Genomic DNA, 22,897 nt, shown 5'->3' on the forward strand with positions numbered 1-22,897 from the left:
AGTCGCCATGAAACTCCTGCTGGTCGAAGACAACGCCGAACTCGCGCACTGGATCGTGAACCTGCTGCGCGGCGAGGACTTCGCGGTCGATTCCGTCGGCGACGGCGAGCGCGCCGACACGGTGCTGAAGACCGAACGCTACGACGCGGTGCTGCTCGACATGCGCCTGCCCGGCATCAGCGGCAAGGAAGTGCTCGCGCGGCTGCGCCGCCGCAACGACAACGTGCCGGTGCTGATGCTGACCGCGCACGGCTCGGTCGACGACAAGGTCGACTGCTTCGGCGCGGGCGCCGACGATTACGTCGTGAAGCCGTTCGAGTCGCGCGAACTGGTCGCACGGATTCGCGCGCTGATCCGCCGGCAGGCCGGCGTCGGCACGACGCAGCTCGTGTGCGGCGATCTCGTCTATGCGTTCGGCACGCGCGAATTCCGCTGCGGCGAAACGGTGCTCGCGCTGCGCCGCCGCGAGCATGCGATCCTCGAGACGCTGATGCTGCAGCAGAACAAGACGGTATCGAAGGCGCGGCTGATGGACAGCGTGTTCGCGCTCGACGACGAGCCCAGCGCCGACGCGATCGACATCTATATTCACAGGCTGCGCAAGCATCTCGCGGGCAGCACGGCCGAGATCATCACGCTGCGCGGGCTGGGTTACATCCTGCGCATGAAGAGCGCGCACGACTGACGGGCACGCACCCGCCGCACCGGACGTCGATTCGTAGCACGAAAGGTTGACCAGGCCAGCCGGATGCCCGGCAGGCCCGCTTGTGCACGCGCGCCCGAGCCGTGATCGTTGCGCGTTCGGTGTTTTCACCGATCCGATTCCCGAGTCCGGGAAAGCGGCGTGAAGGATTGCCCCCTCTACGATGCGAGATGTCGGCCCCCTCGCTGTGGCCGTCAACATCCGGCATACATTGCGTACTGCCAACGAACAGATTTCAATGCGGCAGCTCGGAGGAGACGATCTTGAAACGAAAAACCCTTGCCCTTTCCATCGCGGCGGCAGGCCTGTGCGCCGGCACCCAGGCACATGCGCAGTCGAGCGTGCAGCTCTACGGCCTGATGGACCTGAGCTTTCCGACCTACCGGACCCACGCCGACGCGAACGGCAAGCATGTGATCGGGATGGGCAACGAAGGCGAGCCGTGGTTCAGCGGCAGCCGCTGGGGCCTGCGCGGCGCAGAAGACATCGGCGGCGGCACGAAGATCATCTTCCGCCTCGAAAGCGAATTCGTGGTCGCGAACGGCCAGATGGAGGATGAAGGCCAGATCTTCGACCGCGACGCATGGGTGGGCGTCGAGGACGAGCGCTTCGGCAAGCTGACGGCCGGCTTCCAGAACACGATCGCGCGCGACTCGGCGGCGATCTACGGCGATGCGTACGGCTCCGCGAGGCTGTCGACCGAGGAAGGCGGCTGGACCAACTCGAACAACTTCAAGCAGATGATCTTCTACGCAGCCGGCCCGACCGGCACGCGCTACAACAACGGCGTCGCGTGGAAGAAGCTGTTCAGCAACGGCATCTTCGCGAGCGCCGGCTACCAGTTCAGCAACTCGACCTCGTTCGCGACCGGCTCCGCGTATCAGGCCGCGCTCGGCTACAACGGCGGGCCGTTCAACGTGTCGGGCTTCTACAACCACGTGAACCACAACGGCTTCAGGAACCAGACATTCTCGGTCGGCGGCAACTACACGTTCGACATCGTGCGCCTGAACGCCGGCTACTTCCGCTACAACGGCGACCAGGGCCCGCTCGGCCAGCGTCACGACGATTCGTGGACGGTGTCGATGAAGATCGCGCCGAAGGGCGCGCTCGACTACGAGCTCGGCTACCAGCAGATGCGCATCAAGAACGCCGCGAACAACGCCGACGGCTTCACGCCGAACGCGAACCTCGGCGCGTTCAGCCTGACCAACGGCGTCGCCAACGGCTTCAAGGAGACGATCTACGGGTCGGTGTTCTATCACCTGAGCAAGCGCACCGAGGTGTACCTGGCCGGCGACTACATGAAGCTGCACGGCGGCTACACGGTGTCGTCGACGTTCGGCGCGAAGAACCAGCTCGAACTGACGTCGGGCATCCGCACGCGTTTCTGACCTGCGGGCCGGCCATCCGGGCGGGGCGTGCGGTACCCCGCCTTTTCCTCCCTCCGGGATGTCTCCATGCGGGCACGCCGGCGCTTTGCGCCGACCGTGCCCTTTTTTTCGTCCTTTCCGCGGCGCTCCGGGGTGCCCGGACAACGGCCGCCGGCCGCCCGTGCGACAACCGGCCCGAAGCCGCTTGCGGCCCGTGGGGCGGGCGATCGCGGCCGATGCCCGCACGCTCGGGCCACATCGGCGCTTGACCTCGGCCGGTCGACTCGATAGCGTTTCGGGTTTGCCCGGGTGGCCATTGCCGCCGGTGCCGTGAGCGCGCCCGACGTCCTGGCGCGCGCGGCCGGGCTCCGATGGAAAAGACGATGCAGAAACTCGATGCGGCCAGCCCGCAGGCGATGTCGACCGATTTCACCGCCGACAACGTCGCGCGCCTGAAGGCGCTGTTCCCCGAACTCGTGACCGAAGGCCCCGGCGGCGCGTCGGTCGACATCGACGTGCTGAAAGCGCTGGTCGGCGAACGCACGGTCGGCGACGCCGAAGAACGCTACGGCTTCCACTGGCATGGCAAGCGCAGCGCGCGCCAGGCCGCGCTCACGCCGTCGACCGGCACGCTGCGGCCCTGCCCCGACGACAGCGTCGCGTGGGACGACACGCGCCATCTCGTGATCGAGGGCGACAACCTCGACGTGATGAAGCTGCTGCACAAGAGTTACGCCGGCAAGGTGAAGCTCGTCTACATCGACCCGCCGTACAACACCGGCAGCGATTTCGTCTATCCGGACGACTTCAGCGACAGCATCCGCCACTACCTGGCGATGACCGGGCAGACCCAGGGCGGCGTGAAGCGCAGCACCAACACCGAGGCGAACGGCCGGTTCCACACCGACTGGCTGAACATGATGTATCCGCGCCTGAAGCTCGCGCACGCGCTGCTGTCCGACGAAGGGCTGATCGCGGTGCACATCGACGAGCACGAAGTGCACGCGCTGGTGCTGATGCTGCGCGAGATCTTCGGCGAGGAGAACGAGCTCGGCGTCGCCGTGTGGGACAAGCGCAACCCGAAGGGCGACGCACGCGGCGTCGCGTACCAGCACGAATCGCTGGTGCTGTTCGCGCGCAATGCCGAGACGCTGCTCGAACGGGCGCCGCTCAAGCGCCCGAAGCGCAATGCGCAGCGCATGCTCGACGCCGCGCACGACGCCGTGTACCGCAGCGGCAACGCGAAGGACGCGCAGAAGGCGTACCGCGCGTGGATGAAGGCGCAGACCAACCTGTCGGGCGGCGAGGTGATGTACGACCGGCTGTCGGCCGACGGGCGCGTGTACCGTCTCGTATCGATGGCCTGGCCGAACAAGAAGAAGGCGCCGGAAGAGTATTTCACGCCGCTGATCCACCCGGTCACCGGCAAGCCGTGCGCGATGCCGGCGCGCGGCTGGCGCAACCCGCCCGCGACGATGCAGACGCTGATCGAGCGCGGCCAGATCGAGTTCGGCGCGGATGAAACCACGCAGCCGCAGCGGATCTACTACCTCGACGAGAACATGTACGAGAACGTGCCGTCGGTGCTGCCGTTCGCCGGCTCCGACGACGCGCTCCTGAAGACGCTCGGCATCCCGTTCGACCTGCCGAAGCCGGTCGATTTCGCGGCGGCCGTGATCGGCTGGTGCACGCGCGGCGACGACATCGTGCTCGACTGCTTCGCGGGCTCCGGCTCGACCGGCCACGCGGTGATGCAGGTGAACGCGACCGACGGCGGCGCGCGCCGTTACATCCTCGTGCAGTTGCCCGAGGCGCTCGACCGCCGCGACAAGACGCAGCTGGCGGCCGCCGATTTCTGCGCGAAGCTGAAAAAGCCGCTGACGCTCGCCGAAATCACCAAGGAACGCCTGCGCCGCGCCGCGCAGCAGGTCGCGCGCGATTACCCGGAAAGCTATGGCGACCTCGGTTTCCGCGTGTACCGGCTCGACACGACCAACGTGATCGAGTGGGACCCGCGCCGCGACGACTTCGACCACGCGCTGTTCGCATCCGTCGAGCACGTGAAGACCGGCCGCACCGAAGACGACCTGCTCGCCGAACTGACGCTGAAGCTCGGCCTCGACCTGTGCACGCCGGTCGAGCATCACCAGGTGGCGGGCAAGACCGTGCACCTGATCGGCCGCGCGATCGTCGCGTGCTTCGATGCGCGCATCTCGCGCGACGACGCGGGCCCGCTCGCCGACGGCATCGTCGACCTGCTCGACGCGACCGGCACGACGCACGACGTCACGTGCCTGTTCCGCGACAGCGGCTTCGTCGACGACGTTGCGAAGCTCAATCTCGCCGCGCTGCTCGAACAGCACGGCGTGAAGCGCGTGCGGAGCCTGTGATGCGGCTGCATTTCGAAGCGGATCTCGACTACCAGCGCGAGGCGATCGACGCCGTCTGCGACCTGTTTCGCGGCCAGGAATCGTATCGCGGCGACTTCAGCGTGCTCGCGAACGCCGCGCCCGGCACGACGGCCGCCGCGCAAGGCTCGCTCGGCTTCGCGGTGTCGGAACAGGGCGTCGGCAACCGGCTGTCGCTGACCGACGACGCGCTCGCGCGCAATCTCGCCGACGTGCAGCTGCGCGGCGGGCTGCCGCCGTCCGGCCTGCCCGGCTCGCGCGACTTCACCGTCGAGATGGAGACCGGCACCGGCAAGACCTACGTGTACCTGCGCACGATCTTCGAGCTCAACCGCCGCTACGGCTTCACGAAGTTCGTGATCGTCGTGCCGTCGATCGCGATCAAGGAAGGCGTGCACAAGACGCTTTCCATCACCGAGGATCACTTCCGCGCGCTGTACGCGGGCGTGCCGTACGACTACTTCCTGTACGACTCCGCGAAGCTCGGCCAGGTGCGCCACTTCGCGGCGAGCGCGGCGATCCAGATCATGGTGATGACGGTTGCCGCGATCAACAAGAAGGAAATCAACAACCTCTACAAGGACAGCGAGAAGACCGGCGGCGAGAAGCCGATCGACCTGATCCGTGCGACGCGGCCGATCGTGATCGTCGACGAGCCGCAAAGCGTCGACGGCGGGCTCGAGGGGCGCGGGCGCGAAGCGCTCGCCGCGATGGCGCCGCTCTGCACGCTGCGCTATTCGGCCACGCACGTCGATCGCCATCACATGGTGTACCGGCTCGACGCGGTCGACGCTTACGAACGCAAGCTCGTGAAGCAGATCGAGATCGCATCGGCGATCGTCGAGGATGCGCACAACAAGCCGTATGTGCGGCTCGTCGGCGTGTCGAACCGGCGCGGCGCGATCAGCGCGCGCGTCGAGCTCGACGTCGCGACGGCGGCCGGCGTGAAGCGCCAGATCGTGACGGCCACCGACGGCGACGATCTCGAACGCCTGACCCGGCGCGCGCTGTATGCGGGGCTGCGGATCGGCGAGGTGCATGCGGTGAAGGGCGCCGAGTACGTCGAGCTGCGCCATCCGGAAGGCGAGGCGTTCCTGTCGCTCGGCGAGGCGTTCGGCGACATCGATACGCTCGCCGTGCAGCGCGAGATGATCCGCCGCACGATCCGCGAGCATCTCGACAAGGAGCTGCGCCTCGCGGAGCGCGGCGTGAAGGTGCTGTCGCTGTTCTTCGTCGATTCGGTCGAGCGTTATCGCCGCTACGACGAGAACGGTGTGCCCGTGAAGGGCGACTACGCGCTGATCTTCGAAGAGGAATATGCGCGCGCGGCGCGCGTGCCGGCCTACCGTGCGCTGTTCGACGGCGTCGACGTCGCACTCGAAGTCGAGCGTGCGCACAACGGCTACTTCTCGATCGACCGCAAGGGCGGCTGGACCGATACGAGCGAAAGCAGCGCGGCGGCCCGCGAGAACGCGGAACGCGCGTACGGCCTGATCATGCGCGAGAAGGAAGCGCTGCTGTCGTTCGACACGCCGCTGAAGTTCATCTTCTCGCACTCGGCGCTGAAGGAAGGCTGGGACAACCCGAACGTGTTCCAGATCTGCACGCTGCGCGACATCCAGACCGAGCGCGAGCGCCGCCAGACGCTCGGCCGCGGGTTGCGCCTCGCCGTCGACCAGGACGGCGAACGCGTGCGCGACCCGGGCGTGAACACGCTCACCGTGATCGCGACCGAGCGCTACGAGTCGTTCGCGGAGAACCTGCAGAAGGAAATCGAGGCCGATACGGGCATCCGTTTCGGGATCGTCGAGGAACACCAGTTCGCGGCGCTGCCCGTCCAGGAGGGCGACGCGCCCGCGCATGCGCTCGGCATCGAGCTGTCGCGCGTGCTGTGGAATCATCTGCACGAGCAGGGTTACGTCGATGCGCAGGGCAAGGTGCTCGACCGGCTGAAGGATGCGCTGCGCCAGAGCGCGCTCGTGCTGCCCGAGGCGTTCGAGATGCTGCGCGCGCCGATCGTCGCGACGCTGCGCAAGCTGTCGGGCCGTTTTGCCGTGCGCAACGCGGACGAGCGCCGTGCGATCGCGCTGCGGCGCGATGCGTCGGGCAAAGCCGTCGTGTTCGGCGAGGATTTCCGCGCGTTGTGGGACCGCATCCGTCATCGCACCGTGTACCGCGTCGAATTCGACAACGCGAAGCTCGTGCGCGACTGCGCGGCCGCGCTGCACGACGCGCCGGACATCGCGCGCGCCCGGCTGCAGTGGCGCAAGGCCGAGATCGATATCGGCAAGGCCGGCATCGAGGCGATCGAGGTGGCCGGCGCCGGTACGGTGCTGCTCGACGAAGGCGAGCTGCCGCTGCCCGACCTGCTCACCGAGCTGCAGGACCGCACGCAGCTCACGCGCCGTTCGCTTGCGACGATCCTGGCCGACAGCGGCCGGCTCGACGATTTTCGCGTGAATCCGCAGCAGTTCATCGCGGTCGCGGCCGATGCGATCAACCGCTGCAAGCGGCTCGCGCTCGTCGCGGGCATCACGTATCGCAAGCTCGGCGAGCGCCATGTGCATGCGCTCGAATCGTTCGAAAGCGAGGCGCTGACGGGTTACCTGCGCAACCTGCGGCCCGACGCGCAGAAGTCGATCCACGAAGCGGTCGTGTGCGAGACGGACGCGGAGCGCGCGTTCGCCGATGCGCTCGAGGCGCACGACGGCGTGAAGCTGTACGCGAAGCTGCCCGCGTGGTTCCGCGTGCAGACACCGCTCGGCAGCTATCACCCGGACTGGGCCGTGCTCGCGGAGCAGGACGGCGGCGAGCGGCTGTACTTCGTCGTCGATACGCCGAATACGGACGGCCATGTGCCGAGCGAGCACGAGCGTGCGAAGCTCGCGTGCGGCGAAGCGCATTTCCGTGCACTGGTGGACGGCGACGGCGCGGCGCGCTTCGTGCGCGTCAGGCAGGCCGATGCGTTGTTCGAACCTGCGGTGCCGCTGGCAGGCGCCGGGCGGTGATACGAAGGGCGGCGATGAGCCGCCCTTTTTTCTGCCTTGGTGAACGTGCCGGACACCCTCGCCGCGCCCTCTTCACGCGACGGTTTCTCTTCCGTCAACCGCGTGAAGGCGATCCGTGTTCCTGCGCGAGTACGACGCGGTTACGGCTGGTTGCAAATCGGGTCGGCACGACGTTTCCGCGCGACGGCGGCGATGCGGTGCCTCGATGAAAAAAGGGCGCCGAAGCGCCCTTTTCCCGCATGCGTGTGCCGCGCTTACAGCGTGCGGCCGAATGCGTTGTGATGCGAACGATGCGTGGACGTCGACGCATGCGCGGTATGGCCATGCGCATGCCCGTGCGTGTGACCATGACCCGGCTGCACGCCGGCGCGATCGGCGATCGTATCCGAGCGGTCGGCTGCGCGCGACAGGCCCTTGTCGCGGTCCCCCGCGTGCATGCCGTTCGAGTTACTCAGCGCCTGGCCGCTCATGTGGCCGCCGGACATGCCGCCCGCGTTGCCGCCCGAGCCGCCTGCGCCATGACCGCCACCGTTGCCACCGCCATTGCCGCCGGCCGCCGCGTAGGCGGACACCGAGCCGAGCGCGAGCAGCGCGGCCGTCAATACGGACAGATATCGTTGCTGTTTCATCTTGTGCTCCCTGGAGCGCGTTCGTGTGACTGCATTCTATGAACGCGCCAAATTTGCGCCACACGACGTTGTAAATGATCGTAACGGTGCGCGCGGCGCACATTCGTCGGATCAATCCGGGGGTTGCATGAACGGGGAACGAAGCAGGCGGTGGCGGCGCGTGGGCGCCGCCCCGGTGGTGGAGTGCTTACTGCGGCGGCTGCATGCCCTGCGCGGCGGCCTTGTGCTGCGCGGCCTGCTCCTGTGCCTGCTTCTTCGCCATGTGGTGGCCGACGATACAGCCGCCGACCGCACCGACGACCGCGTGGTGCCCCGCGTAGTGGCCGGCGACCCCGCCGACCACCGCACCCTTCATGCAGCCCGCCGCATGCGCGCTGCCGATCGTTGCGAGCGCCACGACAGCGGCGGCGGCACACAGCCTGATGTGACGAATGGGCGTCATGTTGTCACTCTCCTCTCGTGGTGATCAGCCGGGCCACTTAGTCCCAGCGGCCGCCGCGCCAGCCGCCGCGGTCGCGCCACTCGTGCTCGCGCCATTCACGGCGGCGCCATTCGTGTTCGCGCCATTCGCGCCGACGCCAGCCATCGTCACGCCAGCCGTCATCGCGGTAGCCGACCGGCGCGTACATGACAGGCGGCGGCGGTGCGACGTAGACTGGTGCCGGCGCCGCGTAGACGCCCGGCACGCCGATGCCGACCGACAGGTCGACGTGGGCCGACGCGACACCCGAAGCTGCCAGCGCCGCTACACCGAGAACTGCACCGAGAATAAGTTTCTTGCTCATCTCGCGACTCCCTGCACGTGTCGTGCGTCATGTGAATACGGTTCGGAGTCTAGGCACCGGACACAGACACAGGTGAAACGGGTATGCGAGACAGGTAACGGACGTTTACGGATGCCTGCAAAGCCTTGCGGGACAAGGGAGAGGCCATACTCGAAACACCGTTGCGGCGATGCATCGGGCCGGTAAAAAGGGCGTTTCGACACGAAACCGGGCGATTCGATCGAGCTCGCCGGCGTGCGCGGGACGCGAACCGCCCGCACCGCGCGGCGCGAGCGGTTCGCAACAGCGGGCGTTACGCGCGGATATCGTCGACGCTGCGCAGCCAGTGCACGCTGAACAGGTTGTCCGCGTCGGTCCACACGGTATCGGGCGCGAATCCCGCGCGGCGCGCGATCGCATGGAAGCCGTCGATCGTGAACTTGTGCGAATTCTCCGTGTGGATGCGCTCGCCGGCGTCGAAGCGGAACGCGTGGCCGCGCACGTGCACCGTCTGCGCGACATCGCTGACGAGATGCATCTCGATGCGCTGCCGCTCGCTGTCGTAGAACGCGCAATGCGAAAACGCGTTGACGTCGAAATCCGCGCCGAGCTCCGCGTTCGCGCGCACCAGCAGGTTCAGGTTGAACTGCGCGGTCACGCCCTGCGCATCGTTGTACGCGTCGTGCAGCGTGCGCGCGTCCTTCACGAGATCGGCGCCGACCAGCAGGCCGCCGCCGCGCAGCAGCCGTGCGGCATCGCGCAGGAATGCGTCGGCTTCGTCCCGCGAGAAATTGCCGATCGTCGAGCCCGGAAAGAAACCGATGCGCCGCGCCGGTGTCGCGGTCAGCGCGGCCAGTTGCTCGGCCTTCGTGTAGTCGGCGGCGATCGGCGCGACGTCGAGCCACGGATAGGCCGACCGCAGCCGCGCGGCTGCGCCGTGCAGGTAGTCCGCCGAGATGTCGACCGGCACGTAGCGCGCCGGCGCGTTCGCATAGTTGCCCGCGAACGCGTCGAGCAACACGCGGATCTTCTCGAGCGAGCCCGCGCCGAATTCGACGAGTTCCGCATGCGGGCCGACGCGCCGCACGATCTCGGCCGCGCGATCGCGCAGGATGCCGAGCTCGGTACGGGTCGGGTAATACTCGGGCAGTTCGCAGATGCGATCGAACAGCGCGGAGCCGGCCGCATCGTAGAAGTATTTCGGCGGAATGCTGCGCGGCGTACGCGACAGTCCGTCGATCAGGTCGCGCTCGAACGCGCTCGGCCGCGAATCGCGGGCGGGTTGCTGGCCACCGCTCGTGGCCGTCTGGTCAGACGTCTCGCGCAAGTCGCACCCCCGTGAATTGCCAGCGCGCGGCCGGCGGAAAGAAATTGCGGTACGTCGGCCGTTCGTGCCCGGGCGGCGTCGCGATGCTGCTGCCGCGCAGGACCTGCTGGCCGACCATGAACTTGCCGTTGTATTCGGCGGCGACGCCCGCGAGCGGCCGAAAGCCCGGGTACGGCTCGTAGGACGAGCGCGTCCATTGCCACACGTGCCCGAGCATCTGCCGGATGCCTTCGGCGGGGAACGCGGCTTCCCATTCGAATTCGGTCGGCAGGCGGGCGCCGGCCCATTCCGCGTATGCGGCCGCTTCGTAGAAGCTCACGTGGCACACCGGTGCGTCGGGCGCGAGCGGTTCGATGCCGTGCAGGCCGAACGTGCGACGGACGCGCGTGGCGGCCGCATCGTCGTCGTCGGGCAGCCAGTACGCGGGCCCTTGCCACCCTTCCCGCTGCACCGTGGCCCAGCCGTCGGACAGCCAGAACTCGGGGCGGGTGTAGCCGCCGTCGGCGACGAACGCCGCGAACTCCGCGTTCGTCACGAGGCGGTTCGCGATCTCGTACGGCCGCACGAGCGCCGTATGACGCGGCCGTTCGTTGTCGAACGAGAACGCATCGCCGTCGTGGCCGATCTCGACGAGCCCGCCCGGCTGGTGAAGCCAGTGCAGCGCGCCCGCATCGCCCGCGGCCATCGCGTCCGCGTCCGTCCCGTTGCGCGGCCGGAACGCCGGCTTCAGCGGGTTGCACGAGAACGCGTGCAGCATGTCGGTGACGATCAGTTCCTGGTGCTGCTGCTCGTGATGCAGGCCGAGCACGATCTCGGGCGCGATCGTATCGAGCAGCGCCGCATCGGCGCCGGCCAACGCGCGCAGCATCGCGTCGTCGACGTATTGCCGGTACGCATGCACCTCGTCGAGCGACGGGCGCGTGAGCAGCCCGCGCTGCGGCCGCGGATGGCGCGGGCCGAGCGCTTCGTAATAGGAATTGAAGAGGAACTGGAATGCGTCGTCGAACGGCGCGTAGCCGGGCACGCGGCGCATCAGCACGACGGTTTCGAAGAACCAGGTCGTATGCGCGAGATGCCATTTCGTCGGACTCGCGTCGGGCATCGACTGCACGGCCTGGTCTTCAGCGGACAGCGTCGCGGTCAACGCGACGCTATGGGTGCGCACGTCCTGGTAACGGCGCTGAAGCTGTGATGCAAGGAGGCTCATCGGTTTACCGTCCACGTCGCGATTCGCTGCGTTGCGTTGCCGGAAAAGGGAAAGCCTTGCGCATGATGCGCGCGGCTGACGTGCAACCTGCTGCTGCGTCGACGGGCAGCCGGCGCGCGCGCCGGGCCGCGAATGCGGCGTCACTTCATCTGCCCGTGCAGAACAGTATGGTCCAGAAATGTGAATGCTGCGAATCGGGATGCCGGTGAAACGCGAACGAAAGAGAAATGAAAGTGTTGGCTGCGCGCATGTCGCACGCGTGACACGCCGGACAGGCCTGCCGGTTCGGGCGTGAACGCCGTGCGCGACGCGCTGGTCCGCGCAGGCGGGCTGCTGACGCCCCATGACATCCGCACAGCGATCGTGAGTGAATGCCCCGAGATGCCCGGATTTGTCTGACGAACGTGTTCGTGCGCCGCAACCGGCACGGAGATGAACCGCCCCGCCCTTTGTCCGGGTTCGCAGCCAAACGAGCTTCGGAAAAAATTTTTTCGCCGATGTCACACACGCGGGGGGCTCGCTCGTCATGTCACCGGAACCCACACGAAAGGAGAAGGACCATGACTGCGAAACTCAATCCGTTTGCCGCCGCCCCCGCACTGATGAAGAGCTGGATGACCGTATCGGTCGCCGCTGCCGGGAGCCTCGAGCCGACGCTGATCGAGCTCGTCAAGATCCGCGCATCGCAGATCAACGCGTGCGCGAACTGCATTAACATGCACACGGCCGAGGCGCGCGAGCAAGGCGAGACCGAGCAGCGCATCTATCTGCTCGCCGCGTGGCGCGAAGCGCCCTGCTACACCGACCGCGAACGCGCGGCGCTCGGCTGGACCGAAGCGCTCACGCGGCTGTCGGAGGGCCACGCCGCACACGAAGCAGCCTACGCGGCGCTGAACGACCACTTCAGCCAGGAGGAACAGGTGAAGCTCACGCTGATGATCAACGTGATCAACGGCTGGAACCGGCTCGCCGTCGGCTTCGGGCTGTGGATCGACCCGGCCGACGCGAAGGCCGTCGCCGCGAAGATGGTGGCCTGATGGCGACCCTCGACCCGGCCAGGGGCAGCGCCGAAGCACAGGCCGACGCGGCGGCGAGCTTCGACCCGCTGCGTCGCACGCTGATTCGCGTTGCGTACCGGATGCTCGGTTCCGTCGCGGATGCCGAGGACATGGTGCAGGAAGCGTTCATCCGCTGGATGGACGTCGACCGTACCGAGGTGCGCGTGCCCGAGGCGTTCCTGCGCCGCATGGTGATGCGCATGTGCCTCGACCAGCTGAAGTCCGCACGGCACCAGCGTGAGACCTATATCGGCCCGTGGCTGCCCGAGCCGGTCGTCGAGGAAGACGAACAGGAAGACGTCACGCTGCCGCTGCTGCTCGCGCTCGAACGGCTCTCGCCGCTCGAACGCGCGGCGTTCCTCCTGCACGACGTGTTCGGCCTCGAGTTCGACGAAGTGGCCACGACGATCCAGCGCGACCCGGCCGCGTGCCGGCAGCTCGCCGCGCGGGCCCGCACGCATGTGCGCGAGGCGCGGCCGCGCTTTCATGTCGAGAAACAGCGCGGGATCGAATTGGCGGAAGCGTTTTTTGCCGCGTCACGCAGCGGCGACATGCGCACGCTCGGCGCGATGCTCGCCGAGGACGTGAGCCTGCATTCGGACGGTGGCGGCAAGCGCTCGGCGGCGGGCAAGCCGGTGTTCGGCTTCGAACGCGTGATGAAGGTGCACGAGTATCTGGCCGAGCTGTTTGCGACACATGCATCGAAGCTTGTGCGTGCCGGGTTCGTCAACGGGCTGCCGGGTTTCGTCACGCTGGAATCCGATGGCGAGCTGCAGACCACGGCGCTCGAGATCGAGGACGGAAAGATCGTCGCGATCTATGTCGTGCGCAATCCTGACAAGTTGAAGCATCTGCATTGAAGGTGGCGGGATCGCGCGCCGGGTGCCGTGCGCAGGCACGGCCGCGATGCGCGCTGTTCACCGCCCTGCTTTACCGGCCGCCGGTTCGTGCTCGCGCTCGTACTCGTGCGATCAATACGTGCCGACCACGACGTTGCGGATCACGATCATCAGGAAGCCGAGCAACGGCGTCGCGATCGCGAAACCGGTCGCCGCGAGCCAGTTCGTGCCGCCCTGCGCTTCCAGCAACGCGAGAAACGATTCGCGCGACGTCGCGTTCGGGCGCAGCTTGTCGACCCGGCGCTCGACGTGCGCCTTGTAGAGGCCGTTCCCGTACCAGCCGAGCGAAACCGCGATCCCGATCGTGACCGGATCGAGCGTGCTCGATTCGAAGTATGTCGGGAAGAACAGCAGCTCGACCAGCGTGATCGCGAGCGACGCGCCGAGGACGGCCGCGGCCTGCCAGTACATGCATCGATACGCCATCCAGACCGGGCCCAGGAAACAGGCTGCCCAGTTCCACGACTGCCGGTTCTTGCGCGACGCGGCGATCGTCCATTTCCGCTCGAACCAGGCAGCCTTCTTGCCGACATAAGCGGCGATTTCGTCGTTGCTCGCGGACGATGCAGCGGTCGTGACGTCGGACATGGTCGGGTGCTCTCAGTCGCGCGGGTCGCGCGTTGTTGTTTTGATGTGGTCGGGTGCGGTGAAAATCGAACGGCGCAGCCGCTTCGGTCGCACACGATTCTACCTGCCGTGCAGCGCAGGTCGTAGCGTCACGGGCCAGGATGTCGGTGGAGATGCGATGCCGTGGATCGCGCAACGCATCGGGGCGATATGCGTCGTTTCGCGTTGTTTCGGCCGGAAAAAGAAAAACGCCACGCGAGGTTGCCGCGTGGCGTTTGTATGTTTGGCGAGCCGCGTTGCCTGTAGGCAATTTGCGCTGCCGGACCCCTTCATTTTGTTCGTTGGTAGGCTCGATTGGATTCGAACCAACGACCCCCACCATGTCAAGGTGGTGCTCTAACCAACTGAGCTACGAGCCTAAGAAGCCGCGAATTATAGAGAGGGTTTTTGAGGAGCACAAGCCCTTTCGTGAAAATTTTTTGAATCGGCGCGTGCGGGGGCAAACGATCGACGGTGCCTGGCGATGCCAGGCACGTCGCCTTCACCGCTTCGCGTCACAGCAAAACGCGTCGATGCGCGGTGATGTTATCCACATTGCCCTCTGGATAACCGTCCGGCAAGCCTCTGGATTCACAGTGGAACGATTGAGGATATGTCGGCGAGTCTGTGAATCGGCGAAAAGTTGTTCTGTGCTGCGCGGAGCTGTTCACGTGCGACACCCATGGTTATGCATCCCGCTTCGTGCTGAAAATTCAGTGCGTTACGGAGGTTATCCACTGTGAGGCACAGCGCTTGTTAACTATCACTACGTATATATACGAACCCTGTTAACACCTTTGGATAAGCACAGTCCGTCGACTGTGATCCGCCCGGGATATGCACTGCGTGCGGCGAACAGAAGAACGAATCGGGAAGCTGTGAAGCGCGTGGGTGATGTGCGGACCGTCATGTCTGTAGAATCGCCGGCATTCAGGATGCAAAGGCCCGTCGGACAGGCTCACGACACATGACCGATTCTTCGTTGTCCAGGCTCGACACGCTCGACATCGACACAGTCGTACATCGAATGCAGCAACATCCGGGCGACATCGTGTTCGAGCAACGCGTGTCGATCCCGGAAGCCGACGTCCTGTGCTGCCGCTACAAAGGCGAGCGATTCAACGTGAAGTTCGATCTCGACTACGGGGTATTTGTCGATCGCGTCGGAAAGCTGTCTCGCCAAGACATCGAAGACATCGTCGGATGGCTCGCAACGGTGTGAACCGGATGACGAGAGGCACAGGCACATGATTGATTCTTTGACTGCGCTGCAGCGCTGGTACGAATCGCGTTGCGATGGCGTCTGGGAACACGCGCACGGCATCGAGGTCGTCACGCTGGACAATCCGGGATGGAAGGTGAAGCTTGACGGCGCGACGTCCGGCAAGGTGATCGATCTGTCGATCGAGCGCAACGAGTCGGACTGGATATCCGTGCGTGCGACCAGCGCTGAATTCGCCGGCTACGGCGGCCCGGGCAATTTGCCGGAGCTCCTCGCGCTCGCGGTCGAGTGGATTGACTGGCGCGCGACGAACGACGAAGGTCGAAGCGATCGATGAAGGCACCTGTCGACGAAATGCTGGCGACGGAGATTGCCGGCCATGTTGCGGTTGTCGTGACGAAGGTGGTGGCCGCCGCCGATGGGCTGGCACGGTTGGGCTTCGCTCGGCAATCCGGGCGCGGGGAATGGGCGATCGCCTGGCGCGGGCCGAGACAGTGCGTCATCGAAACGCGATGAATGCGGTGTGCGATCGCTCGATGTCTTCCACGGCGCGACGAAACCGAAGAAAGAACAGGGCGACGCAAGCGGCGCTCGCAACTGGAGTGAGTAATGGGACCGATCGTTTGCCATCGACACGGACGCGCTTCCACGGCGACAACATCGAAGGGGGTGGACACACGCATCAGGTTGCGCGGGCAGTGTGTGCCCGGTGAACTCGTGAAGGTCTCGCTCGACCGGCCGAGATACAGCCGGGAGATGTGGATGTTGCGCGCCGAGCTCGACGAGCACGAGGTCCATGCGATCTTCGTCGACCAGGTCGCGCACGTGAAGGCATTTCCGAAGATCGCGGCATTGGAGCGCATGCGCGCGTATGTCTGTCTGGCGTGTCTGGACGAACTGCTCGTGCGTTCCGGCGAGGTGCCCCATCAACCGACGACGAAAGAGCAGGCGTTCGATACGTCCGTCGTCGCGGCGAATGCAAAGTGGCCGAGCGATTTCGCGCGATGCGAACTTCACGGGCTGATCCGGCCGACGCGGGCGTCGCCGGATATCGAAACGGCGATTCTCACGATCGATGTGATCCGTGATTGTCACGTCGTGCGGGTGATCGATGCCCGTGTGAAGCACGAGCCCAAGTATTGGTTCGACGAAGCGTTTTTGCGCAAGGTGCTCGGGCCGGATATCGACATCGTCGATTCGACGTTCCGGATCGACGATCCGGCCATGTTCGTGCGGCTGTGGGACGCCGGTGAGTATGTGTGTCCGGTGTGCCTGCGGGAGGTGTTGAAACGCAGCGGCCTGGGCGATGACGCTGCGCCAGCGTGAACGCAAAGGAGAGGGCATGACGGGCAGGCAACCGGTGCCGATGCGAGACGATCAATGATGACCGACACGATCGAGCAGTACGACATGACGGACGACGCCACCCGGCGCAAGATTTTCTGGCTGCTGCAACGCCTGACGAGCCTGTCGCTCTGGGCGCGCAAGCGCGAGGCATTCGAGCGCTTCGCGAACGCGTACGAGCATGCAGTGAACGCGTGGCCCGATGACGATCCGGATGGCATTCATGACAAGCACTTTCCGATCATCGCCGACATTCTCGCGGCTTACGATCGAGGGCTGACCGAGCTGGCTCGAGGGAACCGGATTGGCTGGCGGAGCGGTGGGCCGTTCAAGCACGTGTACCGGCAATACCGCCTTCTGGACGCGTATTTCTACCCTAATCCCGATTACTGGGATCGCGGTGGGCAGATTGCCCCATACCCGCCGAAGATCGACGCGCTGGCCCGACTGCTGCACGCATCGGAATACCAGATGGAGTATGCGCCGTTCGATTCGGACGATCGATTCGGCAACCTCGCACGTCTGCGCTCGGCAAGACAGCTGTTGTCCCCGGATGCCCATGAGCGCAACTTCCACACGCTTTCGTATCCGGTGTTTCCGGAGGAGCTGCCCGCGGTTCCAGAAGCTGTGGGCCCGATCATCTGGACCGGCCGGAAAGTGCCGTGCGACGGCATCTGGGAGCCTGTCGTCGTCAAGTGGTCGAGGCGGCCGGGCCTCGTGCCGATCGTCATGCCCGGTTTGCGTAATGGAGGTTGCTTCAATTACTTCACTCGGGGCACGCGTGCGCCGCACCTGACGGACGATTTCCTGGGATTGTTCATCCCGACGTGCTGGCGATTGTTATGGGAAGACCGGCGTTACGTGAACGGCGTCATTCCCGACGAATCGCAGTATTTCCTCGAGCCGCGGCAAGCGCCGCAGACGAACCCGAACCCGTGATATCCGGAGAACGCCATGAGCAAGCTGAATTTCGGCGAGGTCGATCGATGTTCCGTCCGGCTCAATACCGCGACGCTGCTCGGCCTGAAGGCCGCCTATGACGACTTCGCGAAAACCGGGCAGGATCTGCACACCTTCGAGATCTGCATCACGGACGAAAGTGCCGCGAGGGTCGATCCGAAACCGGGCGACCACGTCATCGGCGTGACGTTTCTGGCGAAGATGCCTCCCGGCATGCGCGGGCTCGGCAATGCGAGTCCGCTCGGAACGTCGATGGGATACGTCATCTCCCCGGAGACCGGCGAGATTCTCAAGGTTCATCTGACCAAGTGACCTGGGCGGCGGTGAAGGTGGTCAGCCTTCGTATGTGGGTAACCGCGGCGCAAATGACGTGAAATGCTGTGCGGGCAATAGGTGAGCATGCGCTCGGATCGCAAGCGGAGGGCGGATCCCGGCGAATTCTGACCGTGACGAGCCGATCCGGATACGTGAGCCCGCGACTGAGTGCAGAAATGCCGGCTCCACGATGCGAGCGCGGGGGAAAGTGCATCACGTTCGTGCGCTTGCCGACGTGCCGCATGTGGACAACCTGCACGCCCAACCAGTCGAATCGCTGTGCATCGGACAGGTGAGCGCCATGCACTCGACCGTGTGAATCAGCCCGAATGCCTTGTTGGACAGGGTTTTTCCGGAATGGAGCAGGTGATGGGGAGAATGTTCGCGCGATCCGCCGTGACTGAGTGCCATGTGGATATCGAGCAGCCAAGACACTCGAAATCCTGTGCATTCAACGGGTGAGGGTACGCGAATGTGGTGAGGATGTTTGCGTCACCTCCCGGGTTGTGGATATCACGCATCCACGCAACTCGAAACGCTGTGCAGACCCAAGGTGAGCGAACCGAACGATATCAGCATGTAGCGTCACCACGATCAAGCTGACCGGCCTCCACGATTCCCGGTGCGGTTCAGACACCGACTCGACTGGCGTCGCGAGAGAAGGCGGCATATGCCAGGACAAAGTCGCACGGCGAGGATGATCGTTCGCTATGCTGCCGGTGACAACGCACCTATCCATCGGATACACATGAGCGCAACTGCGCGGATCATTCTCAAAGCCATGCTGAGCCTCCCCATTGCCTTTGGGCTCGCCTATCCCCTTGTCTATCCTTCAGAAGACGGTGGCGTTCTCGGCGAAATGGAGAGGCTTGGGACAATCGGCGGCATCGTCGTCATCACGGTTTTCCTGGCTCTGGTCTATGCCTACGCGAGCGACCTGAGGACTACCCTGAAATCGGTCAACCAAGGATCGCGTGCGGCCGAACCCGACAGCGTCTGGCTCATGTTCCTCTTGCCGTACAACTTCATCGAGGATTTCTTCATTATTTCCAACGTTGCGAAGTCCCTGGAAGCGGAGTCCCGTATCAATCCGGCGCTGTCGGGTCTGCGCTCGTTCGGCCGGATCAGTGGCATCGGGTGGTGTCTTGCGCAGGTTGTTTCGTTGATACCCGATACCCTTGGCTCCATCGCCGGTGGCGTTGCAGTTTTCCTCTGGGTTTGGCACTGGGTGTTCGTGCGTCGAGCGAACAAGATGCTTGCCGGCAGCCAGGTCTCGGTGGCGACTCTACCTGGACGGACAGGATCGTAGCCATCCTTGGAAGCCGGATCGCTTACCCGTGATCGATGTGGACATCCTGTTCCGCAGCGACTCGAAACCCTGTGATTCCCAAAGGTGAGGGCACCGGAGCGGCTTCGATGTGCATAACAGCCAGGGAAAGTCAGTCGAAACACTGTGCAAGCGAGTGGTGAGCGTGCGCCCGTTCAAGCCCGCCGGGCCGCGCCACAAAACACAAAACGCGCTGGCGGCCGCCCCCAACCGCCGACCGGGCGCGCATCCTGCTACTTCAAGTCTGCTGATCGAGCGCCTGCACGACCGCTTTCTCCGCGAGGTTCCCAGCCGGCCCGACCACCGCATAGTTGAGCCCGTTCACCGACCCGTACCGCGCGAGCAACGCGCCATCCACACGTTGCCCGGCCGGCAGCAGGCGATGTTTCGATTCTGCCGGCCGGAGATAGAAGCTGAGCGTCCGCCCGGCCTCGTCTTCATAGAGCACCATCGCAGCTGTGGCCCCGCTGTCCGTCGTGAACAACCGCCCACCGACCGGCCTGAACCCCGCAGCGCTCAGATCCGGCAGCCGCGCCGATGCCCCGACGCGCCGGGTGAGCCACCCCTGCAAATCGCCCGCACCGGTCGGCCGGTAATCCACCTTCGCCGTCTGATCGACCACCATCATCCGGTAAGCCTCGACTGCATCGCTCATCGGTGCGATGGGCGGCGCCGCGTTCCATCCACGCGCCTGCCATCCGCCGAATGTCCCCAGCCCGACGCAGAACACGAACGAAGCCGCGATCGCGAACCGCATCCGTGTGCGCTCCGCCTGCCTGCCGCGAATGGCGGCAGGATCCAGCGCAAGGTTATCCGCTGGCATCCGCACGCTTTCCAGCGCGGCTCGCAACCGCTGCGCATCCTGCTGCCATTGCTTCACCTGTTCCGCGCGCGCCGGATGCAGCGCGAGATAACGCTCGACCGCGGCGCGCGCATCGTCGTCGAGCTGGCCGTCGACGTAGGCCTGGAGGTCGTGTTCGTTCGGAGGCGTGTTCATTTCTTCATCAGTCGCAAAGAAGGAGCAGGAAGCTCGCCGTCGCTGAGCTGGCGCAGCGCCTGGCGCGCGCGGGAGAGCCGCGACATCACGGTGCCGATCGGCACCTCGAGCAGGTCGGCGACCTCCTGATAGGTGAAGCCCTCGACCGCGACGAGCAGCAGCAGGCTGCGCTGTTCGTCGGAGAGCCGGCCGAACGCTTCGAGCGTCGCGCGCGCCGCGAATTCGCGTTCGGCGGACGGCCAGTGCGCTTCGTCGTCGTCGCGGATGCGCCCGAGCAGCCACGCGTAGCGCTTTGCGCTGCGTTTGCCGTCGAGAAACTGCCGGTACAGGATCGTGAAGAGCCAGCTGCGCAGCGACGCGTCGTCGCGGCGGCTCGTCCAGCGCGACAGTGCGCGCTCGAGCGTCGACTGGACGAGATCGTCGGCGGCGTGGACGTCGCGCGCGAGCCAGAGCGCGAAGCGTCGCAGCCTGGGGATGAGTTCGCGCAGTACGTCGTCGTCGAGGGCGGTAGAGGGCATGGCCGGGCCGGTTGCCGAATGGGTCGGGATGCAGCGTAGGACGCCGGTGGGCGCCGCGTATTCCACCAGCATAGGAAAAAAATTTTCGTGGAATAAAGCGGCGCGGGTGGCGTCCTACGCGGGTTCGACAATGACCTGATGGTCGGGAGCACATTCATGGAGCGATCTTCTTCCTCTTCTTCGCCGCAGCGCGAGCCCGGGCGCGGGTGGTGGCGCTGGGCCGCGATCGGCGGCGCGGTGGCCGGCGTGGCCGTGGCGTTCGGGTATGTCGGCGGATGGCTTGCGCCGGCGCGTCTGACCCCGCACCGGATCGTCGACGCATTGCAGACGGCCGGCGGCGGCATTCACCCGGGCTTCCGGCGCAATCACGCGAAGGGCGTGTGCGTGACCGGTTACTTCGAAGGCAACGGCGCCGCGAGCTCGTATTCGGTCGCGCCGTTCTTCAAGGCGGTGCGCACGCCGGTGGTCGGGCGCTTCGCGTTGCCGGGCGGGAACCCGTACGCGCCCGACAGCAGCGTGCCGATCCGCAGCCTCGCGCTGAAGCTCACCGCGCCCGATGGCGAGCAATGGCGAACCGGGATGAACGCGATGCCCGTGTTTCCGGTGGCGACGCCGCAGGCGTTCTACGCGCAATTGATGGCGACCCGGCCCGATCCGAAGACGGGCAAGCCCGACCCGGCGAAGGTAAAGGCGTTTTTCGGCGCGCACCCGGAGGCGGGCGCGTTCCTGCAATGGGTGAAGGGTGCGAAGCCGAGCGCGAGCTACGTCACCGAAAGCTATTACGGATTGAACGCGTTCTACTTCGTCGACGCGGCCGGCAAGCGCCAGGCGGTGCGGTGGCGCGTCGTGCCGGAGCAGACGGCCGGCGCCGGCGACGTCGCGACGGCGGCGGACCCGAACGTGTTGCAGCAGGACGTGACGCAGCGTATCGCGGCGGGTGCGCAGAAGTGGAAGCTGCTGGTCACGCTGGCGGAGCCCGGCGATCCGGTGGACGACGCCACGAAGGTCTGGCCCGCGCAGCGCACGACGATCGACGCGGGCACGCTCGTGCTCGACCGCGTGGAGGCGCAGGACAGCGGGCCGTGCCGGGATGTGAATTACGACCCGACGGTGCTGCCGCAGGGGATCCAGGTGTCGGGGGATCCGTTGCTGGCGGCGCGCTCGGCTGCTTATGCGGATTCGTATCTGCGCAGGACGAGTGAAGAGGCCGGCGTGGCGGGTGTGGCCAGGTTGAGTTCGGAGGGACGGTGATGAAGACTTCTGCGACGTTTGGTTTGCCCGCGAGGGTGCTGCACTGGGTGATGGCCGCGATGATCATCGCGATGCTGTTCATCGGGGTGGGGATGGTGGCGTCCGTTTCCGGGCGGCATGAGGTTCTGGTGGCGATTCACAAGCCGCTGGGTGTGGCCGTGCTGGTGCTGGTGTGCGTGCGGATCGTGGTGCGGGTGTTGTCGAAGCCGCCGGCGTTGCCCGAGGATCTGCCGTGGTGGCAGAAGGTGGCCGCGCACGGATCGCATCTTGTGCTGTATGCGCTGATGGTGGCGATGCCGCTGATCGGGTGGGCGATGCTGTCGGCGGGCGGGTATCCGGTGACGTTGGGCGGCGGCGTGCAGCTGCCGGCGCTGGTGTCGGCTGATCCGGTGACGTTCGCCTGGCTGAGGGTCGCGCATCGCGTGCTGGCCTATCTGTTCTTCTTGACGTTCCTCGCGCACTTTGCGGCGGCGCTGTATCACGGACTGATTCGGCGGGACGGTGTGGTGAGGGCGATGGTGGGGCGGTAACTGACGGAAGGTCGAGTTCGCGGCGGCGGGGCTGTACACGGGCGACCGGGGCAGCTCTTGCCGTTTCGCTTATATATGACCACTGGGCAGGCTCGGCTGCTCCCGGCATAGCATGTCAAAAATATTTCACGAAAGGGCTTGCGTGGATGGGGGCAGGTGCTTAGAATCACGCCTCTTTCGCGCTAACGGAAACGCAGCGCGGGGGAAGAAGGGAAGCGGTGCTGTTGAAGTTGGTTTTAGCAACTCCAGTACATACGAAATTAAACCGCAGTCGTCGCAACGAAGTAGTTAAAAAAGTTGTTGACGAGTTTTAAAAAACGGTTAATAATCTCGCTTCTCTGCTGCTGAAAACGCAGCGCTGCCGGGAAACACGAAGTTCCTCGCAGATTGCTCTTTAAAAATTAACAGCCGATAAGTGTGGGCGCTTGATGGAAGCGAGCTGATCTTCGGA

The 22,897-nt window shown here is 65.5% G+C and carries 23 protein-coding genes and 1 tRNA gene; 15 read left to right on the forward strand and 9 right to left on the reverse strand.

Annotated elements, in window-relative coordinates; translation table 11 throughout:
- The first annotated feature begins 7 nt into the window (after positions 1 to 7).
- From E9536_RS40100 to E9536_RS40115, 4 genes are all read left to right on the forward strand, one after another.
- Entirely contained in the window at positions 8 to 685 is a 678-nt protein-coding gene (locus E9536_RS40100) for a response regulator (protein WP_027788760.1), read from the forward strand.
- Between the two features lie 281 nt (positions 686 to 966).
- Positions 967 to 2,097, forward strand: a complete 1,131-nt coding sequence (locus E9536_RS40105; protein ID WP_059694493.1) for a porin — start codon at positions 967 to 969, stop codon at positions 2,095 to 2,097.
- A 350-nt stretch (positions 2,098 to 2,447) separates the two neighbouring features.
- Positions 2,448 to 4,466, forward strand: coding sequence for a site-specific DNA-methyltransferase (locus E9536_RS40110; protein WP_136473118.1), 2,019 nt, complete (start codon positions 2,448 to 2,450; stop codon positions 4,464 to 4,466).
- Positions 4,466 to 7,492, forward strand: coding sequence for a DEAD/DEAH box helicase family protein (locus tag E9536_RS40115; protein WP_091922580.1), 3,027 nt, complete (start codon positions 4,466 to 4,468; stop codon positions 7,490 to 7,492). Before E9536_RS40110 ends, E9536_RS40115 begins: the two co-directional genes overlap by 1 nt.
- A 254-nt stretch (positions 7,493 to 7,746) precedes the next feature.
- Here E9536_RS40115 and E9536_RS40120 read toward each other — a convergent pair whose 3' ends face one another.
- From E9536_RS40120 to egtB, 5 genes are all read right to left on the reverse strand, one after another.
- Complete coding sequence (locus E9536_RS40120) at positions 7,747 to 8,121, reverse strand: hypothetical protein (protein WP_059687936.1); 375 nt, start codon at positions 8,119 to 8,121, stop codon at positions 7,747 to 7,749.
- A 187-nt stretch (positions 8,122 to 8,308) separates the two neighbouring features.
- Entirely contained in the window at positions 8,309 to 8,563 is a 255-nt protein-coding gene (locus tag E9536_RS40125; protein ID WP_060316389.1) for a hypothetical protein, read from the reverse strand.
- A 37-nt stretch (positions 8,564 to 8,600) separates the two neighbouring features.
- Complete coding sequence (locus E9536_RS40130; protein ID WP_027788766.1) at positions 8,601 to 8,906, reverse strand: hypothetical protein; 306 nt, start codon at positions 8,904 to 8,906, stop codon at positions 8,601 to 8,603.
- Positions 8,907 to 9,198: 292 nt separating this feature from the next.
- Complete coding sequence (gene egtD, locus E9536_RS40135; RefSeq protein WP_136473120.1) at positions 9,199 to 10,212, reverse strand: L-histidine N(alpha)-methyltransferase; 1,014 nt, start codon at positions 10,210 to 10,212, stop codon at positions 9,199 to 9,201.
- Entirely contained in the window at positions 10,196 to 11,419 is a 1,224-nt protein-coding gene (gene egtB, locus E9536_RS40140) for an ergothioneine biosynthesis protein EgtB (RefSeq protein WP_027788768.1), read from the reverse strand. Before egtB ends, egtD begins: the two co-directional genes overlap by 17 nt.
- A gap of 560 nt (positions 11,420 to 11,979) precedes the next feature.
- Here egtB and E9536_RS40145 point away from each other — a divergent pair.
- On the forward strand, positions 11,980 to 12,456 hold the full coding sequence (locus E9536_RS40145; protein WP_136473122.1) for a carboxymuconolactone decarboxylase family protein: 477 nt from the start codon (positions 11,980 to 11,982) through the stop codon (positions 12,454 to 12,456).
- Positions 12,456 to 13,337 carry a sigma-70 family RNA polymerase sigma factor gene (locus E9536_RS40150; protein WP_027788770.1) on the forward strand — a complete coding sequence of 294 codons (882 nt, stop codon included), beginning with the start codon at positions 12,456 to 12,458 and terminating at the stop codon, positions 13,335 to 13,337. Before E9536_RS40145 ends, E9536_RS40150 begins: the two co-directional genes overlap by 1 nt.
- A 111-nt stretch (positions 13,338 to 13,448) precedes the next feature.
- Here the strand turns inward: E9536_RS40150 and E9536_RS40155 are convergent, their stop codons facing one another.
- Together E9536_RS40155 and E9536_RS40160 are read right to left on the reverse strand one after the other, a co-directional pair.
- Positions 13,449 to 13,964, reverse strand: a complete 516-nt coding sequence (locus E9536_RS40155; RefSeq protein WP_136473124.1) for a DUF2628 domain-containing protein — start codon at positions 13,962 to 13,964, stop codon at positions 13,449 to 13,451.
- A 321-nt stretch (positions 13,965 to 14,285) separates the two neighbouring features.
- Positions 14,286 to 14,362: transfer RNA gene (locus tag E9536_RS40160), tRNA-Val, on the reverse strand.
- 587 nt (positions 14,363 to 14,949) lie between these two features.
- On the opposite strand from E9536_RS40160, the gene E9536_RS40165 reads away from it, so the two are divergent.
- The 7 genes from E9536_RS40165 (at position 14,950) to E9536_RS40195 (ending at position 19,132) form a co-directional block, all read left to right on the forward strand.
- Positions 14,950 to 15,204 carry a hypothetical protein gene (locus E9536_RS40165; protein WP_124533430.1) on the forward strand — a complete coding sequence of 85 codons (255 nt, stop codon included), beginning with the start codon at positions 14,950 to 14,952 and terminating at the stop codon, positions 15,202 to 15,204.
- Between the two features lie 25 nt (positions 15,205 to 15,229).
- Entirely contained in the window at positions 15,230 to 15,541 is a 312-nt protein-coding gene (locus E9536_RS40170; RefSeq protein ID WP_060280116.1) for an Imm53 family immunity protein, read from the forward strand.
- Complete coding sequence (locus E9536_RS40175) at positions 15,538 to 15,720, forward strand: hypothetical protein (protein ID WP_119337438.1); 183 nt, start codon at positions 15,538 to 15,540, stop codon at positions 15,718 to 15,720. The genes E9536_RS40170 and E9536_RS40175 overlap by 4 nt, the downstream gene beginning before the upstream one ends.
- A gap of 201 nt (positions 15,721 to 15,921) precedes the next feature.
- A complete protein-coding gene (locus E9536_RS40180) occupies positions 15,922 to 16,530 on the forward strand; it encodes a hypothetical protein (RefSeq protein ID WP_136473126.1) in 609 nt (202 codons plus the stop codon).
- Between the two features lie 57 nt (positions 16,531 to 16,587).
- A complete protein-coding gene (locus E9536_RS40185) occupies positions 16,588 to 17,487 on the forward strand; it encodes an Imm72 family immunity protein (protein ID WP_136473128.1) in 900 nt (299 codons plus the stop codon).
- 15 nt (positions 17,488 to 17,502) lie between these two features.
- Positions 17,503 to 17,820: a hypothetical protein gene (locus E9536_RS40190; RefSeq protein ID WP_136473130.1), complete on the forward strand. Its 318-nt coding sequence runs from the start codon at positions 17,503 to 17,505 to the stop codon at positions 17,818 to 17,820.
- Between the two features lie 751 nt (positions 17,821 to 18,571).
- Positions 18,572 to 19,132 (forward strand): hypothetical protein, encoded by a 561-nt coding sequence (locus tag E9536_RS40195; protein WP_136473132.1) that lies wholly within the window; start codon positions 18,572 to 18,574, stop codon positions 19,130 to 19,132.
- Between the two features lie 256 nt (positions 19,133 to 19,388).
- Here the strand turns inward: E9536_RS40195 and E9536_RS40200 are convergent, their stop codons facing one another.
- Both E9536_RS40200 and E9536_RS40205 read right to left on the reverse strand, forming a co-directional pair.
- Positions 19,389 to 20,147 (reverse strand): anti-sigma factor, encoded by a 759-nt coding sequence (locus tag E9536_RS40200; RefSeq protein WP_136473134.1) that lies wholly within the window; start codon positions 20,145 to 20,147, stop codon positions 19,389 to 19,391.
- On the reverse strand, positions 20,144 to 20,665 hold the full coding sequence (locus tag E9536_RS40205) for a sigma-70 family RNA polymerase sigma factor (RefSeq protein WP_027788777.1): 522 nt from the start codon (positions 20,663 to 20,665) through the stop codon (positions 20,144 to 20,146). The genes E9536_RS40200 and E9536_RS40205 overlap by 4 nt, the downstream gene beginning before the upstream one ends.
- 156 nt (positions 20,666 to 20,821) lie before the next feature.
- On the opposite strand from E9536_RS40205, the gene E9536_RS40210 reads away from it, so the two are divergent.
- Both E9536_RS40210 and E9536_RS40215 read left to right on the forward strand, forming a co-directional pair.
- The gene (locus tag E9536_RS40210) at positions 20,822 to 21,916 is read left to right on the forward strand and encodes a catalase family peroxidase (protein ID WP_136473136.1); all 1,095 of its coding nucleotides are present in this window, start codon (positions 20,822 to 20,824) and stop codon (positions 21,914 to 21,916) included.
- The gene (locus tag E9536_RS40215) at positions 21,916 to 22,446 is read left to right on the forward strand and encodes a cytochrome b (protein ID WP_175757937.1); all 531 of its coding nucleotides are present in this window, start codon (positions 21,916 to 21,918) and stop codon (positions 22,444 to 22,446) included. Before E9536_RS40210 ends, E9536_RS40215 begins: the two co-directional genes overlap by 1 nt.
- Positions 22,447 to 22,897 lie beyond the last annotated feature (451 nt).

The organism is Burkholderia sp. LS-044, from assembly GCF_004803625.1.
Classification (GTDB): domain Bacteria; phylum Pseudomonadota; class Gammaproteobacteria; order Burkholderiales; family Burkholderiaceae; genus Burkholderia; species Burkholderia cepacia.